This window comes from Pseudarthrobacter sp. 902506025 (assembly GCF_040702325.1).
Classification (GTDB): domain Bacteria; phylum Actinomycetota; class Actinomycetes; order Actinomycetales; family Micrococcaceae; genus Arthrobacter.
Genome location: NZ_JBFBKW010000001.1, coordinates 725,007 through 743,078 on the forward strand (window position 1 = coordinate 725,007; position 18,072 = coordinate 743,078).

An 18,072-nucleotide genomic window follows, 5' to 3' on the forward strand; every position below is an offset into this window, starting at 1 on the left:
GTTTCCAGTTCCCACGAACTGATGGTGTGGCCGGTACCCTCGGGTGCCGGCCACACGCCTTTAAGCCGGCAGTCCGCGAGCCGCGGCAGCTCGACGCCAGGAGCGTCCGGGCCTGCTGGGCGCTGCGGGGGTCTATCTGCCCTGGACGGACATGGCAATCACGGTGACGGCGTGCTCCACGGCGTACACCGGATCCCGGGACAAGCCTTTGACCTGCGCGTCGGCTTCCGCCGTGGCCTGGATGGACCGCACCAGGCCTTCAGGGGTCCAGCGCCGCACGTCGCGCTGCGCCTGCTCCACCAGCCACGGCTGCATGCCCAATTCCGCAGCGATCTGCGCGGACGGCCCTGAGGCGCCCGCCACCCGCGCCACCGTCCGCAGCTTGGAGGCAAGTGCAGCGACCAGCGGTACCGGATCAGCACCGGTGGCGAGGGCGTGGCGCAGCGTCGACAGTGCAAGGGGGGCGTTTCCGGCCATGGCGGCGTCGGCCACCTTGAACGCGGTGGCTTCGACCCGTCCGCCGTAATACTTGTCGACGGTGTCAGTGGTGACCGTGCTCCCTGCATCGGCGATCAGCTGGGAGCAGGCGGCAGCGAGTTCTGACAGATCTGCTCCCACGGCATTCACCAGGGCCTGCACGGCGTCCTGGTTGATCCGGCGTCCGGCCGCCTTGAATTCCGCGGCGACGAACTGGACCTTGTCCGCGTCCTTCTTCAGCGGCTGGCACTCCACTACCGGCCAGCCCCCTTTCCTGACGGCGTCGAGGAGCTTCTTGCCGCGGACCCCGCCTGCGTGGCGCAGCACGACGACGGCGTCCTCCTCCGGGTGCTGCAGGTAGCCGAGGGCATCGGCAAGGAAGGCGTCATTCATCCCTTCCACAGCCTCCACCTCGATCAGCTTGCTCTCGCCAAAGAGAGATGGACTCACCTGCATGGTCAGGGTGCCGGCCTCATATGCCGCCGCGTTGATGCGGCTGACCTCCACGTCCGGCCCGGCCGCCCTGACCTGGGACCGGATCCTGTCCATCGCCCTGATACCCAGGTACTCTTCGGGACCGCTCACCAGTACGATCCGGGCCGGGGTTACGTCCCGCCAGGAGGCTGTGTTCGACGCCGGGGAGCGGGGTGATCGCTTTTGCGCAGCGGCCATCGACAGTTCCTTCCGGAGGTTTTATTGCAGGATCCCAGCCTGCCACGTCTGTGCCCGGGGTCCAAGCTGCGGACACCCCGGAAGCGATGCAGGCGCGACTCCAGCAACTCCAGGAATACGACAGTTCCTGCGTGCGCCGACCGGACCCACCGGATGAGGCGGACCGGCCTTGCCGCCGCCCCGACGCAAGCCAGCGACAGGACCGACAGCAGCACCATGGACAGCATCCCGGGCACCCCTTCCGGCCATGGGAGCGCGGACCCCGGCAGCTGGGCCGCGGTCCTTGCCGCAGCCGCGACGCCCCCGCTGAAAGTCCCGGCAACGGCTATCAGCGCTGCGGCGGCCCACGGCAGGACGACCACCAGGGGCACCGCTGCTGTTCCCAGCAGGGTCACGGGAGCCACCAGGGGCGAGGCGACGACATTGGCTGCCAGGGAATAGGTTGAAAACTGGGGCTGCAGAAGCACGATGACGGGCCCGCACAGCAGCTGGGCGGACAACGGAACCGCTACCGCGGCAGCGAGCCACCGTGGGACCGCCGCGGGAATCCAGCTGATGATCCGCCGGCCTATAAGAACGATTCCCAGTGTGGCCAGGACAGAAAGCAGGAAGCCAAAACTCGTGCCAAGGGCTGGATCCGCCAACAGCAGCCCCAGGACAGCCAGGCAAAGGAAGCTCAGTCCACGCCCTGAACGTCCACCCGCCAGCGAGGCGATGCCGATGGCTCCCATCAGCGCTGCCCGCAGAACGCTGGCATCAGGCCCTACCAGGACCACGAACAGGGCCAGGCCGCCAAGGGCCGCAGCTGCGGCAGGGGCACGCGGCATCCGGAACCACCGGCACAGCAGCAGCAGCGCCCCCAGCACCAGGCTGCAGTTTGCCCCGCTGACTGCCGTCAGGTGCGTCATGCCAACGGCCTTCATGGCGTTGTTCAACCCCTCATCCAGCGCACTGGTGTCACCGGTGACCATCCCGGGGAGGAGCCCGCGGGCATCCGGTTCGAGGAAAGCCGAGGCGGAAACGAATCGCCCGCGGAGCTCCCTGGCTGACTCTTCCAGCAGTGAGCCACCCGAGGGCTTGCCTGGAGCCGTCGATGCGGCCAGGTTTCCCGCCTCCTGCCCACCGGGGTCTGCCGGCCGCAGCTTGCCGGCAGCGCGCAGCGTCTGCCCCGGCACCACGCCGCCCCACCCCTGCCCGCCCATCACCACGAGCCGGGCGCGGGTGCGAACCAGGATGCCACCCGTTGTCACTTCCTGCGTCCACACCGGGACCGACCACCTCTCCGCCGCCCCTCCGGGTCCGGCCAGGGCCCGCGGGTTTCCGGCTACCTCGACAATGACGACGGCCGACTTTCCGCCCGCGATGGCCTCAGCGAGCGGCCCCTCGGACCGCTGGCTTGAGGAGGTCGCGGAATGGGCTGCCGCCGCGGCGGCCAGCATCAGGGAGACGCCCAATGCTGCCCGAAAGCTTCGGCCCCGGACACCGAGCCTCCATCCCGGCCCCGAACCGCGGGCGGCGGCACGCAGGCTTCCCCTCCGTCCTCCCTTCGCGGCACGGGCCAGGAAAAGGCCGCCAACTGCCGCAAGCGCGCAGCACACAGTAGCCAGCCACGGGGGCGGCAGCCAGAGCCCCGCTACCGAGGCAGCCCACACCGAAACTGCGGGGAGGGCAAGCCGGAGGTCCGTGCGGCGTCCCGGTCCTACTGAGCCGGAGTCGCTTTCCTCCCGCTCGTGGCCGCTTTCAACCAGCCGCCGGCGAACGCGGCCCAGGCACTGCGCCCAATACCCTTTCATGTCCCCAAAGGTCAGCGCCCGGCAGGTCAGAGCCCCGGCTTTCAGGGCGCGGCCCTTCGGGGTTCGGCCTTTTGGGGCCAGGCGTTTCGGGGTCAGGCGTTTCAGGGCGCCGCAACGGCGGCGTGCGGGCAGACCTGGCGGTTGCAGGCGTGCCCGTCCCACCGACGGTGGGACTGCTCCGGGACGCGAACAGGATCCGGACGGTTGCGTTGTCGATGGGTGCACCGTCCGTGCGGGAGCCCCGGTGTTTGGCCTTCGGCCGGGCCCCTGAACCGCGGATTCCACGAACCGGCTCCAAGGGCTCGTGGCTCCCTCTCCCCCGGCGGGGCCTTCCCGCCTTTGCGGGCCGTCGGCCCTGCCTGGCCTGCCCCTTTCCGTCGCCATCCGGGATGCCTTAGACCGTCACCAGGGGCAGCAGGGCCTCGAGCATCTTCGGTCCGACGCCATCCACCGCGTCCAGTTCCTCGACGCTTTTGAAAGGTCCATGGTCTTTTCGCCAATCCACGATCCGCTGAGCGAGTACCGGCCCGACCTTTGGCAGCGTGTCCAGTTCCGCGGCGCCGGCGGTATTGAGGTTGATCTTCCCGCCGGCTGCCCCTCCTGCCTGGCCGGTGCCGGTGGACCCAACGCCGCCCGGGTCCATGCCACCCGGGCCCGTTCCCCCGGAACCGGAGGATTCGGCTGCGGAGGACGCCGGCTCCCCTTGCCGCGGGACATAGATCTTCTGCCCGTCCTCCACCGCCAGGGCAAGGTTGAGTCGGTTCACGTCCGCGTCCGGGGCAGCCCCGCCCGCGGCAGCAATGGCGTCATCAACCCGGCTGCCCTGCTGGAGCCTGATGACACCGGGCGCGGCTACAGCCCCGGCCACGTGCACCACTACAAGGCCGCCGGACGCGGGCTGCCCCGGGCCGCGCCCGGATTCCCCGCCGCCAGGTCCCCCACCGTCTTGATCCACCGGCGTAGTGCTGTCCGCGGCGGCTCCTCCGCTGCCCGGGGCCTTGCCGCCGGAACTGGCGCCGCTCAGGGGCAGGACCTCCGGGGATGCCGCCCCGGCCTGCCACCAGAACCAGGCTCCCGCAGCCACTGCCAGGACACCCAGCAGCAGGGCAACCCGCAGTCCCACCCGCCACCGGAGCGACGGCACACCGCCGGAACAGCTCCCGGATCCGCCCTCAGGGCCCCTGCCGGTTTCGGATCCGCCCGTTACCGTGCCTGTTTCGCCGGGGCCGCTGTACTCGAAACCGCCGGGGCCGGGCCCGTCCTCCAGGAGCCCGGGGGGCGCGTCCCCCAGGGTGGCCTGCAGCCGGTCCCTCGCATGCCGGGCCTGCTGACGTGCTGCTCCAGCATCCCGGCGTGACATAGCTCCACCCTAGGAACCTCCCCCGCTGCGCGACACACTCAAGGCCGCTATGTGGAAAGCTGCGCACGCCGTACAAGTCCGGCAGTGGCGGCTACTGGTTCCTTGCCGCGTCGATAAACTCCTTCGCAATCTGCGTCATCACGCTAAGGGCCTCTTCCTCGCTTATCGCCATCCCGGTGTTGGAGCCCATGTCGAGCTACACTGTTCCGGCAAGGACGCGGAACCCGACGCCGGTGATGTTGCCGTTAGAGGATTGCCTGGTCGCGTAGGACTTCTCGCCGATGTCCGGACCGGGAAGAAGTTGAATGGTGAGCTTCTGGGGTGCGGTGGCGCCGGTCACTGTCTGGTCGAACGTGGCGCAGCGAGCCATCAGCTCCTGGCTGTAATCAAAGTCGGCTTTGGCGAGGGTGTCCCGGGGCGCGCTTCGCACATCGAAGAGGATCATGCCGACTCCATGATCGCCAAGGTTGGACACTTCCCCCAGCGCAAAGCCCATGGAGAGGTCCAGCTGTGCCTCGTGCTGCCACGACCTGTGGAATACGTCGCATTCTGCTGGTTCGGTGGGACCCAGAGGGGACGACCCGGACGCAGGTGGCTGGGTCATCAACGCGTACGACTTGCGTGCCATGGCCATGTCAGCTGGCTGGCCGGACCCGCATGCGGTGAGGATCAACAGCGCAGCGGTTAGCACTCCAACGCTTCGGAACCGACCCGCGCACGTGGGCTTTTGCACGGAGCTGGCTTCCCTGGCCATCCGGATCCCCTCCTACGTGTACAGCCCTGGAGTTTGTTGGCGCAACAGGCACAGGCTGGCTTAGAAGTCGATGCCCTTGACCAGCGTGACGAACTGTTCCTTGATCTGCTCTTCGGTGGGCCCCTGCGGTGAAATCAGGAGCTGTGCGGTGAAGATTGCCATGTTGTTGCCGCGTGCCACCATCAAGGTCATGGAGGTGACCGGAACGCTGCTTTCCGGCCTGAGGGACTTCGGTCCGCCCGGATTTGAGCTGATAATGAGCGTTGCTTTGTCGCCAACGCCCTGGATGTTTTGTCCATGCGGCGGCAAAATGCCGGACAGCAGGGACGCGCCGCCTTCGTGGAGTTCGATGGCGAACACGAGCGAGTCCGGACCGGGTGTGCCCAACGCGCCAAAGCGGTACCGGCAGCTGCCCTCCCCCGGGAGAACCTGCGCCTGGGTGGTGGTACCAAAGGCCTGCTTGAGGGCATCAGCACTGACCAGGGCGCATACGGGGCTGTTTGTGGACGTCTGCGGACCGGTAGATGGCGCCGGCGGAACCCGAAGTTCAGTGCCGTTGCCCCACCCGGCCTCGACAACCGCCTGCGCCAGGGCGTGTGCGGACACGTTGCCGTCCGGTACCGGGGTTCCTGCTGCGATGGGCGGCATTGCCACGATGCGGAGGTCAAGGGATTCCTGGCCCTTGACGGCCTTAAGCACGGTGTTCGCCGATGCCCCGCCGGGCTCGCCGCGGAACCATCCCGTCCACTGCATGCAGGCGAAGTCCCCAATGCCATCCACCACAGAGCAGTCGGGGGCCTTTTTCGCGTCGGTGATGTCGGCGGCCGATGCGGGCGAGATGAGCGAGACGGAGAGCGCAAGGACCTTCTCGTACTTGCTCATGTAGCTGCACAGATAGGCCGGGCTTCCCGCCGGTTTCCCGTTTTGCCCCATCTGGACCAGGCCGGGATCGACCTTGGCAGCGATGGCAGGCGTGATCAGGTCGCAGGCCGGGTTCGGCGATCCGCTTGACGGGGCTTGGGTGGGCGATGGCTGGCGGCTTTCCTGTCCGCACCCGGCCAGGACGAGAGCCAGTAGGGCCGGGAGCGCAAGGACGGCCCGGAAAGTGCGAATTCCGTGAACACGCATGCTGGTCCTCCGGCCCCCAAACTGCCGTCCCGAACCGAAACGGCGACGCTGATGCGAACGCTACGGATCCCGGTGAACTCCCACCAGAGGCCAAGGACCCGGCGAAAGACCTGCGGGCGCTCAGCCTGCGTGGAGGCCTGCGGGCCCCCACCTGCCAGGGCTTACCCTGGCAGGTGGGAGCCGGTGGTCCTGCCAACAATCACCGCAAGGACCCCAAGGCCGGCGTGCGCTGCCAGGACGGCAGGAAGGGAACTGATCTGGGCCGGTGGGCACTGTGGAAGGGCCGCCTCCAGCCGCACAGCCAGGCTCTCCGCTTCCTCAGGATTGCCGAAGTGGTGGACGGCCAGGACCACGGAGTCGCCGGGATGCGCCTCCGCCTCCGCCACGACGATTTCCTCAAGCCGGGCCACAGCCCTGGCACCTGAGCGCACCTTTTCCAGCGGAACTATCCTGCCGCCGTCGACCGCCAGAATTGGTTTGATGGCGAGCATGGTCCCCAGGAGCGACGCCGCCGCCCCGATCCGCCCGCCGCGGCGCAACTGCTCAAGGGTGGGCACGTAGAAGAAGACCTTGGTGCGTGCTGCCTGGGCCGTTGCCGCGCCGGCCACCGCGGACCGGTCACCGCCGGCTGATGCTGCTTCCACCGCTGCCCGTACGGCCATGCCCTGCGCCATGCCCACGGTTCCCGTGTCCACCACGTCCACAGGAATCCCCACCCTGGCCGCAGCCAGGCGCGCGGCGTCCGCGGTGCCGGAAAGTCCGCCCGAGATGTGGACCGAAACGATCGCTTCGTATCCCCGGAGTTCAGCGGCCCGGTAGGCCTGCTCAAACTGCCCGGGTGAAGGCCTGGACGTCTTGACCGGCGTCCCGGCGGCCAGGGCCACGGCGATGGTCTCCAGGATGTCGTCTTCGCCCTCACCGTAGATTTCAGCGCCGACCATGACAGGCATCGGAGTCACCGTCAGGATCCCGTCCCGCGGCAGTCCGGCAACGTAGTCCGCAGGCAGGGCAGCAGCAGAGTCCGTGACGACGGCGGTGCGGGCGACAGGGCTGGCACCCGGACGCCGTGTTCCCGGCCGGGCCGCAGGACGGAGGCCCGACAGCCGGGCACGGACCCAAGGCCAGGCGGCGGCGTTACTGTCGGGCAAGGGGCCTCCTGGAGACGCTGTCCGGCTCAACCGGCACCGGCCGCCGGAAAGTTTCCGGCGGCCGGTGCATCACTGCGGGTGCAGCAACTAGGCCGGAACGATGTTGACCAGCTTAGGCGCCCGGACGATCACCGTGCGGATGCCCCGGCCGTCCATTGCGCGCTGGACGTTCTCCGACGCCAGTGCCAGTTCGCGCAGCTCGTCTTCGGAGACGTCCGGGGACACCTCCAGCCGGTCGCGGACCTTGCCCTGGACCTGGACGACGGCGGTGACCGTGTCCTGGACCAGCAGGGCGGGGTCGTGGGACGGCCAGCCGGCGTTGGCAACCGATGCAGGGTGGCCCAGCAGGTTCCACATGTCCTCTGCGGTGTACGGCGCGAACAGGCTGAGGATTACGGCAACCGCATCCGCGGCCTCGCGGACTGCGGGATCCGCTGCGCCCGCACCGGAGTCGATCGCCTTGCGGGTGGCGTTGACCAGCTCCATGAGCTTGGCCACCACCACGTTGAACTTGTTGGCGTCCAGCAGTTCGGCGGCATCGGCGATGGTGCGGTGCGTTACCGAACGCAGCCCGCGGTCTCCGGCGGCGGCATCCACTCCAGGTTCACTGGTGACGTCCTGTGCCAGGCGCCAGGCCCTGGCCAGGAACTTGGCGGAACCGGACGGCGACACGTCGGCCCAGTCCACGTCGTCCTCGGGCGGGGACGCGAACACCATGGTCAGGCGGACAGCGTCCACGCCGTATTTGTCCAACTGCTCGCCGAGGTCAACGCCGTTGCCCAGGGATTTGCTCATGGCCTTGCCGCCGTTGAGCACCTGGCCCTGGTTCAGCAGCGCACTGAACGGTTCGTCGGCATCGATCATGCCGAGGTCGTGGATGACCTTGGTGAAGAAGCGTGCGTAGAGCAGGTGGAGGATGGCGTGCTCCACGCCGCCCACGTACTGGCCCACCGGCATCCAGTCATTGATCTTCTGCGGATCGAAGGGCCCCTCGGTGTAATGCGGGGAGACGAAGCGCAGGAAGTACCAGGACGAGTCCACGAACGTGTCCATGGTGTCGGTGTCCCGCTTGGCGGGCCCGTGGCAGGTGGGGCATTCCACATTGACCCAGGACTCCGCCGCAGCCAGCGGCGAGGTGCCCTTCGGTGCAAGGTCCTCACCACGGAGGTCCGCGGGCAGGGTAACGGGCAGCTGCTCATCGGGCACGGGGACTTCACCGCAGGACGGGCAGTGGATGATGGGGATGGGGGTGCCCCAGAAGCGCTGGCGGCTCAGCAGCCAGTCGCGGAGCCGGAAGTTCACGAACTTCTCGCCGGTACCCTGCTGTTCCAGCATGGCAATGGCGGCAGGAATGGCCTCAGCCTTGGGCAGGCCGTCCAGCGCGCCGGAGTTGATCAGGGTGCCCTCGCCCGCTGTCGCGGTGCCGGAGACGGCCGGGTCTTCTTCGCCGGTGTCCAGGACAGCGCGGACCGGCAGGTCGAAGGTCTTGGCGAAGTCGAGGTCGCGCTGGTCGTGGGCCGGGACGGCCATGATGGCGCCCGTACCGTAGTCCGCCAGGACGTAGTCGGCGGCCCACACGGGCAGCTTCTCCCCGTTCAGCGGGTTGATGGCGTAGCGGCCGGTGAAGACGCCGGTCTTCTCGCGTTCCGTCGACTGGCGTTCGATTTCCGAGAGTGCCTTGACCCGTTCACGGTATTCGTCCAGGGCCGCGGCGTGTTCGTCCGTGACAAGTTCGACGGCGAGCGGCGCGTCCGCAGCGACCACGAAGAACGTTGCCCCGTACAGGGTGTCCGGGCGGGTGGTGAAGACCGTGACGTCCTTGGCGGGCCTGCCGCCATCGGCCTCGATCACGAAGTTCACGTGCGCACCCTCGGAGCGGCCGATCCAGTTCTTCTGCATGGCCAGGACGCGTTCGGGCCAATGGCCGCGGAGCTCGTCCATGTCATCCAGCAGGCGGTCCGCGTAGTCGGTGATCTTGAAGTACCACTGGTTCAGGGACTTCTTGGTGACGGTGGTGCCGCAGCGCTCGCAGGCGCCGTTGACAACCTGCTCGTTGGCCAGGACGGTCTGGTCCTTGGGGCACCAGTTGACCGGGGAGTTCTTCCGGTATGCCAGGCCACGCTCGTAGAAGCGCTTGAACAGCCACTGCGTCCAGCGGTAGTACCCGGGATCGGAAGTGTGCAGGCGGCGCGACCAGTCGGCGGAGATGGCGTACCGCTTGAAGGAGGCTGCCTGGGTGTCGATGTTGGCGTACGTCCACTCGCTGGGGTGGGCGTTGCGCTTGATGGCAGCGTTCTCCGCAGGCAGGCCAAAGGAGTCCCAGCCGATGGGATGCAGGACGTCGAAGCCCTTCTGCCGCAGGTAGCGGGCTACCACGTCGCCCATGGCGAACGCCTCGGCATGGCCCATGTGCAGGTCGCCGGACGGGTACGGGAACATGTCAAGCACGTAGCGGCGCTCCCGCGACCCGTCGTCCACCGGGGTGAAGACCTTGAGGTCGTCCCACACCTGGGGCCATTTGGCCTCCATGGCGGCGAAACTGTAGGTGCCCTCTTCAGGCTCCGCCGATACTGTTGTTGCTGTTCCGGTCTCTGTCTCCGGCTGAACGCCCACTGCTGCCCTCTTCTGTTCTGTTACGGCATCTGTGCTGCCATAACGGCCTGATCCTCCTGCTGCCGGCCCGGCGCCATGCCCCGGACACACAAAAGCCCCTCTCCATGGAGGGGCTGCCGCTCAGCTGTCCGATAATCGGAGCCGGCGGCTAACTAAGCAGAAGGATCGCACGCATGGATCTACTTTAGCGCACCGGCACGTCCCCCGCCTCAGCCAGGCCGAACGGCCCTTTGCATTGGCCGGGGCAAGTGCGCATGATCGTCCCACAACGTTGGGAGGCGGCACACCATGTCAGAGGAAACCACCGCCGGGCCTGCTGAAGGACAGCCCCTCTCCCTGTGGCTGGCAACCGCCGGCGCCACCGATTTCCCGCAACTTCATGGCACCGTGGAAGTGGACGTGGCAGTCATCGGCGGAGGCATCGCCGGGCTGACCGCAGCACTGGCCCTGAAACGTTCGGGACACTCGGTGGCAGTCCTGGAGGCCGGCCGGATCGGCACGGGCGTCACTGGCCACACCACCGGCAAGGTGACCTCACTGCACCGCCTCGCCTACACGGACCTGCAGCGCAGTCACGGCGTTGCAGCGGCCAGGAGCTATGGATTGGCGAACCAGGCGGCGGTGGAGTACATCGGTGCGGTGGTGGACGCTGAGAACATTTCCTGCGGTTTCCGCCGGGTCGCCAACTACACCTTTGCCGCAGGCCCTGACGCGCTGCCACAGGTGCGGGCCGAAGCCGGGCTTGCGGCGGACCTCGGCCTTCCGTCAACGTTCACCGTCGACGTTCCCCTGCCGTTTCCCGTAGCCGGTGCCGTACGGTTTGACGGCCAGGCCCAGATCCATGCCGTCCAGTACCTCCAGGGGCTCGCCGGACGGGTGGACGGAAACGGCAGCTTCGTCTTCGAACGCACCCGTGCACTGGAGCTGCGCGAGGGCCGTCCCGTCACGGTGGCCGCCGCCGACGGCACCGTGCTCGCCCGGGATGCGATTGTGGCCACGAATGTTCCCTTCGCCGACCACGGCCGATTCGAAGCACTCTGCCGGCCGCACCGCTCCTACATCGTCGCCGCGCCGATCGATACCCCTCCCCTGGACGCCACCTTCATCAGCGCGGATGAGCCCATGCGTTCGCTGCTGACGGTCCGCCTCAACGGGGTGACGTACCTGCTGACGGGCGGCGAGGGCCATCCCGCGGGCACGCAGGTAGACCCGGCACCGCGCCAGGCGAGCCTGGCCCGTTATGCGCGCGTCCAGTTCGGGGCCGGCGGCGTGGCCTACCGTTGGTCCACCCAGGACGCGCTGCCCCTCGACGGCGTGCCCTACGCCGGGCCCCTGAACCCGGACAGCCGGCACGCGTTCGTCATCACGGGCCTGCGTAAGTGGGGCCTGACCAACGGTACGGCCGCGGCGCTGATGCTGGCGGATCTGCTCAACGGCACGCCCAATGAGTGGGCGGCCCTGTTTGACACCAACCGTGCGACGTCGCGGGCCGCCACGGCCCCAGGGCCACCAGCAGCGCCCGGGGACACCGTTCCCCGGCAAAAGGCCGCACGCCGGACAGCGGACCTTGCTCCCGGCGACGGCACTGTCATTGAAACGGACGGGACCAGCACCGCGTGCTACCGGGATCCTGCAGGACAGGTCCACGCGGTGTCCGCGACCTGCACCCATCTTGGCTGCACTGTCGGATTCAACCGGGAAGACCGCACGTGGGACTGCCCCTGCCATGGCTCCCGCTTCGATGTGGACGGCAAAGTCATCCAGGGGCCGGCCACCGAGGACCTGCCGGGGCGCCCTGCGCCGTGACGTGCCCGCACGCTGCCGGCCGAACCCGGCCTGGCACAAATCCCGGAAAGGTCCGCCGGACACGGCAGGGGCCGCCCTGCCTTTCCAGGCAGGGCGGCCCCGAGGTGTGAAGGACGTTACCTGACGTCCTCGTCCACCCACTCCATGGACTTGGTGACGGCCTTCTTCCAGAGACGCATCTGGCGTTCCTGTTCGGCCTTGTCCATCTGCGGCTCCCAGCGCTTGTCCTCGGACCAGTTGGCCGAGCACTCGCCCAGGTCCTTCCAGAACCCGACGGCCAGGCCTGCCGCGTAGGCAGCCCCCAGCGCCGTGGTCTCAATGACCTTGGGACGGATGACCGGGACGCCAAGGATGTCCGCCTGGAACTGCATCAGGGCGTCATTGGCAACCATGCCGCCGTCGACCTTCAGCTCGCTCAGCGGCACGCCCGAGTCAGCGTTGACCGCGTCCAGCACCTCGCGGGTCTGGAACGCGGTGGCCTCCAGCGCTGCGCGGGCGATGTGGTTCTTGTTGACGAACCGGGTCAGGCCCACAATCGCACCCCGCGCATCGGAGCGCCAGTACGGGGCGAACAGGCCGGAGAACGCCGGGACGATATACACGCCGCCGTTATCCTTGACCGACGCGGCAAGGGTTTCCACCTCGGGGGCGCTGCTGATCATGCCCAGGTTGTCACGCAGCCACTGGACCAGTGAACCGGTGACGGCGATGGACCCTTCCAGGGCATAGTGCGGTTTGGCGTCGCCCAGCTTGTAGCCCACCGTGGTGAGGAGCCCGTTCTTCGAGTGGACGATTTCCTCGCCTGTGTTGAAGATCAGGAAGCAGCCCGTGCCGTAAGTGTTCTTCGCTTCGCCGGCGTCAAAAGCGGCCTGGCCGAAGGTTGCGGCCTGCTGGTCGCCCAGGATGCCCGCAACCGGTGTCTCGCGGAGCAGCTGGGAGCTGTGCACGGTGCCGTACACCTCGGAGGAGGACTTGATCTCAGGCATCATGCTGCGCGGTACGCCCAAGATGCCGAGGATCTCGTCGTCCCACTGCAGGGATTCCAGATCCATGAACAGGGTGCGGGACGCGTTGGTGACGTCGGTGACGTGGACGCCGCCGTCGACACCGCCGGTCAGGTTCCACAGGACCCACGCGTCGGTGTTGCCGAAGACCAGGTCCCCGGCCTCTGCCTTTTCCCTGGCGCCGTCAACGTTGTCCAGGATCCACTTGATCTTGGTGCCGGAGAAGTAGGTGGCCAGGGGCAGGCCCACCTTCTGTTTAAAGCGGTCTGCCCCGCCGTCCTTGGCCAGCTGGTCCACGATGTCCTGGGTGCGGGTGTCCTGCCACACGATGGCGTTGTAGACCGGCTTGCCCGTGGTCTTGTCCCACACCACGGCGGTTTCGCGCTGGTTGGTGATGCCGACGGCGGCAATATCGTGCCGCGTCAGGTTCGCCTTTGACAGGGCCGAACCGATGACCTCACGGGTGTTGTTCCAAATCTCCGCGGCATCGTGCTCCACCCAGCCGGCCTGCGGGAAGATCTGCTCGTGTTCCATCTGGCCGGAAGAGACGATCGCGCCGCTGTGGTCGAAGATGATGGCGCGGGTGCTGGTGGTGCCCTGGTCAATGGCGATTACGTACTGGTTCATAATGACGTCCTTGTCTTGTTGTTCGAACTGGGTGCCGGGGGTTTAGGAAGCGGCGGTGACGATGATCGGGGCGATCCGGGCAACAACTCCGGCCAGGGCGCCGCCGACAAGCGGCCCCACCACCGGAATCCAGGAGTAGCTCCAGTCACTGGAGCCCTTGCCCTTGATGGGAAGCACTGCGTGGGCAATGCGGGGTCCGAGGTCACGGGCGGGGTTGATGGCGTAGCCGGTGGGGCCGCCGAGGGATACACCGATGCCAACCACGAGCAGTGCAACGGCCAGCGGGCCGAGCCCCGAGGGGGTGCCACCGAGGGTGAGGATGACGAAGACCAGGACAAAAGTGCCGATGATCTCGGTGATCAGGTTCCAGGGGGTGGACCGGATGGCCGGGCCGGTGGAAAAGGTCCCGAGCTTGCCGGCAGGCTCCGGCTCGTCATCGAAGTGCTGCTTGTAGGCCAGCCAGCAGACCACGGCGCCGAGGAAGGCGCCCAGAAGCTCGCCCCCGAAGTAGGTCAGGGTGGAGGCGAAGTCGACGGCGACTCCCGGAGCGTATTCCGGCTTGCCGTTGAGCAGCAGGCCGAGGGTGACGGCCGGGTTGAGGTGCGCGCCCGACTTGGCGGCGACGAAGACACCCGCGAAGACGGCGATTCCCCACCCCCATGTGACCATCAGGAAACCGCCGTTGTTGCCTTTTGTCCCCCGCAAAGCCACGTTGGCAACGACGCCGCAACCCAACAGGGTCAGCATGCCCGTGCCAAAGACTTCGGAGAGGAAGACTATTCCTAGAGACATCTTTGACTCCTTCTTTGTTTAGTTGTCGGTCCTCCGCGGGTGAAGGACCGTGGGGCCGGGACGCTGGCACGCCCCGGCCGGCCGCCTGGCCTTAGGAGACCAGGCTGTGCGTTTCCACGCGGTGGAAACGCTGCAGCACGTCCTGGGCGTGCTTGATCTCAGCGGCGCGGGTTGCGCTGTCCCACTTGAGCGGGACGGACAGCACCTCCGCCACTTCGTTGAGCAGCTCTCCGGTCACGAGCCCCCGGAATGCAAGGGAGGTGCGCCGGACGAGGACATCCACCAGGTGCCCCACCTGCTCGTTTGCCGCCATGAATTCCAGTTCGCGGACGCTGAGTTCCCGTGTGGACCGAAGGGCCTGGTCAGGCTCGGCATCAAGGTATTCGATGACGGCTTCGGCCCGGGTCCCGTAGCGCGTCAGCAGCCCGGCCGTGCGGTCTGCGTCGCGGCCGGCGGCCATGTGGGCCTTGATCCACTTCTGAACGCCTGCTTCGTCGGCAGGGAAGCCCGCACCGCCGCCGATGGGAAGCTGCGCGGTCGAAAGCCTGCGCTGCACGCCGAGTTCGGAGAGGACATCGTTGGTCAGGTGTTCTGCGAGGGCGCGGAAGGTGGTCCACTTGCCGCCCACCAGGCTCAGCACGACGGCGCCGGTTCCGTTTGTTCCGGACGCGCGGCGTTCGATGCGGTAGTCCCGGGAGACAAAGCCCGGCTGGGTGGCGTCATGGCTCGGCAGGGGGCGGACGCCCGAGAACGTATAGACGATGTCGTCTGGGGTCACGTCGATGGACGGGAAGACGTGGCCGATGAGGTCGAAGAAGTATTCGATTTCCTCGTCCGTGCAGATGGCGTCCTCTGACATGTCCGCGTCGACGTCCGTGGTGCCCACAAGCACCCGGTCACCCATGGGGTAGATGAGGACAATCCGGCCGTCAGTGTGCTCAAAGAAGATTTCCCGGCCCCGGCAGGCGGCGAGCAGGCCCGGGTGGTCCAGCACGATGTGGGAGCCCTTGGTTCCGCCCATGAAGGCGGAGGCTGCGCCCATGGCCCCATTGGTCAGGTCCACCCACGCCCCGGTGGTGTTCACGATGATGTCCGCAGTGAAATCGAACTCTTCCCCGGTGAGTTCGTCGCGGAGCCGGACAGTGCTCCCCCGGCCGGTGCCCGGGTTCGGGGTGGAAGACATGGACTGCAGCGAGAGGTAGTTGCTGGCACGGGCCGTGTCACCCTGCGTGCTGGTTCCCTGCGCGTTGCCTGCCCGGCCCGCCTTCTCGCCATCCTGCAGGACGTCGAGGGTCAGCCGCTCAGGGTTGTGCACCGAGGCGTCGAAGTAGGTGGCGGTGTACTTGACGTCGGGCCGGAGGGCGGGCAGTTCCTGAAGGGCTGCCTTGTGGGTGCGGAACTGGTGCCGGGGCACCGTGCCGCCGTCGCGGGAAAACGAATCGTAGAGGCTGAGGCCCGCCTTGATGAGGAACGCGCCGCGCTCCTTGGGCTTGCCCTGTTGCTTGTGAGTGAGGAAGCGCAGCGGCGCGGAGAGGATGCCGGAGAAGGTGCTGAAGATCGGGATGGTGGTCTGCAGCGGCTTGACGTAGTGCGGGGCGATCTTCAGCAGGCGGTTACGCTCCACCACGGATTCCCGGACCAGGCGGAACTCCCCGTTTTCGAGGTAGCGGATGCCACCGTGGATCATGTGTGAGGACGCGCCGCTTGCACCCTGGCAGTAGTCACCGCGCTCCACGAGCGCCACATCGACGCCCTGCAGTGCCAGGTCACGGAACGTGCCCACTCCGTTGATGCCGCCGCCAACCACCAGGACTTTTGCGTGCGGCCGGCGCCGCAGGCTGTGGACCGATGCGCGTTCGGCTCCTGGCCGGGGCGCACTGACAGATGGTTGGACAGTTGAATCCTTGGGTCCCAAAACGACTCCCTTGGGGCTTTGTGTGATGCGGTCACCGCTGGGTGGCGCCGCCGTTCTGCTCTATTGTTTGGAGAAATGGAAAATGGAGTCAAGCACTATGCACAAACGTGCAGAACGGAAGTGAGATGGCACTTTCCCGGGACCAGGATGCCCTCCGAGCTGCACAAATGTATTACCTGCAGGACCTCACCATGGATGCGATCGCCCGCGAGCTGCGGACGTCCCGGTCCACCGTTTCCCGGCTTCTGTCCTCGGCACGGGAGTCGGGACTGGTGCAGATCCAGATCCGCAACCCGCTGGACACCGGACCCGAGCTGGAGGGCATGATCCGGCGCCGGTACAACCTGGATGTCCACGTGGTTCCCATCCTCGGAACACTCAATGAGGCTGAGACCCTGGACCGGGTGGCCATGCAGGCTGCGCGGACCATCGGACCCCTGGTGGACTCCAACGCCATCATCGGCGTGGCCTGGGGATCGACGCTCAGCGCGGTGAGCCGGCACCTCACCCGGAAGATCACCCACGACAGTGTGATCGTCCAGCTCAACGGGGCCGGGAACATGCACACCACAGGCATTACCTACGCAAGCGACATCATGCGCCGGTTCGGCAGCGCCTACGGGGCACGGGTGGAGCAGTTCCCCGTCCCGGCGTTCTTCGACCATGCCGCCACCAAGACAGCCATGTGGAACGAGCGCAGCGTGCAGCGCGTCCTGGAACTGCAGGCAAAGATGAGCATCGCCATATTCGGCGTCGGATCCGTGCACGCCGACTATCCCAGCCACGTGTACGCCGGCGGGTACCTCGACGAAGACGACCTCAATGCCCTGGCCAACTCAGACGTGGTGGGCGACGTTGCCACAGTGTTCTTCCGGGCCGATGGGTCCTCTGACGGGATCGTCCTGAACGAACGGTCCACCGGCCCGTCCCTCGCCCAGCTCCGGGAGGTGCGCCGGAGGATCTGCGTGGTGTCAGGGGTCTCGAAGATCAACGGCCTGCGCGGGGCACTGGCAGCACGGCTCGCCACGGACCTGATCCTCGACGAAGCCACCGCACGCCGCCTGGTGGATTACGAGGGCCTCACCAGCTGAAGTGGGTAGAGTCGTTGCCATGAGAACCTCACCCCGGCTCAGCCTGAACAACGGCGTGCTGATAGACCAGCTCGGCTTTGGGCTGTACAAGGTGCCGGCAGCAGACGCGGAAGGGCTGGTGGCCACCGCGCTCGCCGCCGGCTACCGGCATTTCGATACCGCCGCCATGTATGGCAACGAAACCGGCGTGGCGCGCGGCATCAGTTCCCAGCTGGACGCGGGGACCGGCAGCGGCGGCTCAGGCGAACTCTTTCCGTCCCTGACCCGCGAAGACGTGTTCATCACCACAAAGGTGTGGAATGACCACCACGGCTACGATGCGACGCTGCGCGCCTTCGACGATTCCATGGTCAACCTTGGACTGGATTATGTGGACATGTACCTCATCCACTGGCCGTGCCCCCGGCGGGGCCTGTTCCCCGAAACCTACCGCGCCCTGGAGACGCTCTACCGGGAGGGGAGGGTCCGCGCCATCGGCGTCAGCAATTTCCAGCCCGCCCACCTTGACCGCCTGCTGCAAAGCGCCGAGGTAGTCCCCGCCGTCAACCAGATCGAACTCCACCCATGGCTGCAGCAGGAGGAACTCCGCAGCAAGCATGCGGAACTGGGCATCCGGACCGAAGCGTGGAGCCCGCTGGGCCGCGGCCAGGTGCTGGCCGATCCCGTCATCCAGGCCTGCGCCGCCGAGCACGGCCGGACCCCTGCGCAGGTGATCCTCCGCTGGCACATGCAGCTGGGACATATTGCCATCCCCAAGGCCAGCTCTGAAGCCCGGATCCGGGAGAACCTCGACGTCTTCGGTTTCGAGCTCTCCGGGCGCGACCTGGTGGCCATCAAGGCGCTGGACCGCGGGCAGCGGACCGGGTCGCATCCGGACAACGTCAACTAGGCC

13 protein-coding genes are annotated in these 18,072 nt (G+C 67.3%); 3 read left to right on the forward strand and 10 right to left on the reverse strand.

Annotation, left to right across the window (positions count from 1 at the left end; all coding sequences use genetic code 11):
• Positions 1-132 precede the first annotated feature (132 nt).
• From holA to leuS, 7 genes are all read right to left on the reverse strand, one after another.
• Positions 133-1,149: a DNA polymerase III subunit delta gene (gene holA / locus AB0280_RS03265; RefSeq protein WP_366366184.1), complete on the reverse strand. Its 1,017-nt coding sequence runs from the start codon at positions 1,147-1,149 to the stop codon at positions 133-135.
• Entirely contained in the window at positions 1,083-2,942 is a 1,860-nt protein-coding gene (locus AB0280_RS03270) for a ComEC/Rec2 family competence protein (protein WP_366366185.1), read from the reverse strand. Before AB0280_RS03270 ends, holA begins: the two co-directional genes overlap by 67 nt.
• A 394-nt stretch (positions 2,943-3,336) precedes the next feature.
• Positions 3,337-4,302: a ComEA family DNA-binding protein gene (locus tag AB0280_RS03275; RefSeq protein ID WP_224026134.1), complete on the reverse strand. Its 966-nt coding sequence runs from the start codon at positions 4,300-4,302 to the stop codon at positions 3,337-3,339.
• A 196-nt stretch (positions 4,303-4,498) separates the two neighbouring features.
• Complete coding sequence (locus tag AB0280_RS03280) at positions 4,499-4,936, reverse strand: hypothetical protein (RefSeq protein ID WP_366366186.1); 438 nt, start codon at positions 4,934-4,936, stop codon at positions 4,499-4,501.
• Positions 4,937-5,116: 180 nt separating this feature from the next.
• Positions 5,117-6,184: a hypothetical protein gene (locus AB0280_RS03285; RefSeq protein WP_366366187.1), complete on the reverse strand. Its 1,068-nt coding sequence runs from the start codon at positions 6,182-6,184 to the stop codon at positions 5,117-5,119.
• Between the two features lie 161 nt (positions 6,185-6,345).
• On the reverse strand, positions 6,346-7,332 hold the full coding sequence (locus AB0280_RS03290) for a DegV family protein (RefSeq protein ID WP_366366188.1): 987 nt from the start codon (positions 7,330-7,332) through the stop codon (positions 6,346-6,348).
• Between the two features lie 87 nt (positions 7,333-7,419).
• The gene (gene leuS, locus AB0280_RS03295; protein WP_366366189.1) at positions 7,420-9,945 is read right to left on the reverse strand and encodes a leucine--tRNA ligase; all 2,526 of its coding nucleotides are present in this window, start codon (positions 9,943-9,945) and stop codon (positions 7,420-7,422) included.
• A gap of 288 nt (positions 9,946-10,233) precedes the next feature.
• Here leuS and AB0280_RS03300 point away from each other — a divergent pair, with 288 nt between their 5' ends.
• On the forward strand, positions 10,234-11,751 hold the full coding sequence (locus AB0280_RS03300; RefSeq protein WP_366366190.1) for an FAD-dependent oxidoreductase: 1,518 nt from the start codon (positions 10,234-10,236) through the stop codon (positions 11,749-11,751).
• A 116-nt stretch (positions 11,752-11,867) separates the two neighbouring features.
• Here AB0280_RS03300 and glpK read toward each other — a convergent pair whose 3' ends face one another.
• The 3 genes from glpK to AB0280_RS03315 form a co-directional block, all read right to left on the reverse strand.
• Positions 11,868-13,382 (reverse strand): glycerol kinase GlpK, encoded by a 1,515-nt coding sequence (glpK, locus tag AB0280_RS03305; RefSeq protein WP_366366191.1) that lies wholly within the window; start codon positions 13,380-13,382, stop codon positions 11,868-11,870.
• 42 nt (positions 13,383-13,424) lie between these two features.
• On the reverse strand, positions 13,425-14,174 hold the full coding sequence (locus AB0280_RS03310) for an MIP/aquaporin family protein (RefSeq protein WP_159631930.1): 750 nt from the start codon (positions 14,172-14,174) through the stop codon (positions 13,425-13,427).
• A gap of 91 nt (positions 14,175-14,265) precedes the next feature.
• Positions 14,266-16,089, reverse strand: coding sequence for a glycerol-3-phosphate dehydrogenase/oxidase (locus AB0280_RS03315; protein ID WP_224026141.1), 1,824 nt, complete (start codon positions 16,087-16,089; stop codon positions 14,266-14,268).
• Between the two features lie 125 nt (positions 16,090-16,214).
• Between AB0280_RS03315 and AB0280_RS03320 the strand changes: the two genes are divergently transcribed.
• A complete protein-coding gene (locus tag AB0280_RS03320) occupies positions 16,215-17,180 on the forward strand; it encodes a sugar-binding transcriptional regulator (RefSeq protein ID WP_159631928.1) in 966 nt (321 codons plus the stop codon).
• Positions 17,181-17,199: 19 nt separating this feature from the next.
• Positions 17,200-18,069: an aldo/keto reductase gene (locus AB0280_RS03325; protein ID WP_224026142.1), complete on the forward strand. Its 870-nt coding sequence runs from the start codon at positions 17,200-17,202 to the stop codon at positions 18,067-18,069.
• Positions 18,070-18,072 lie beyond the last annotated feature (3 nt).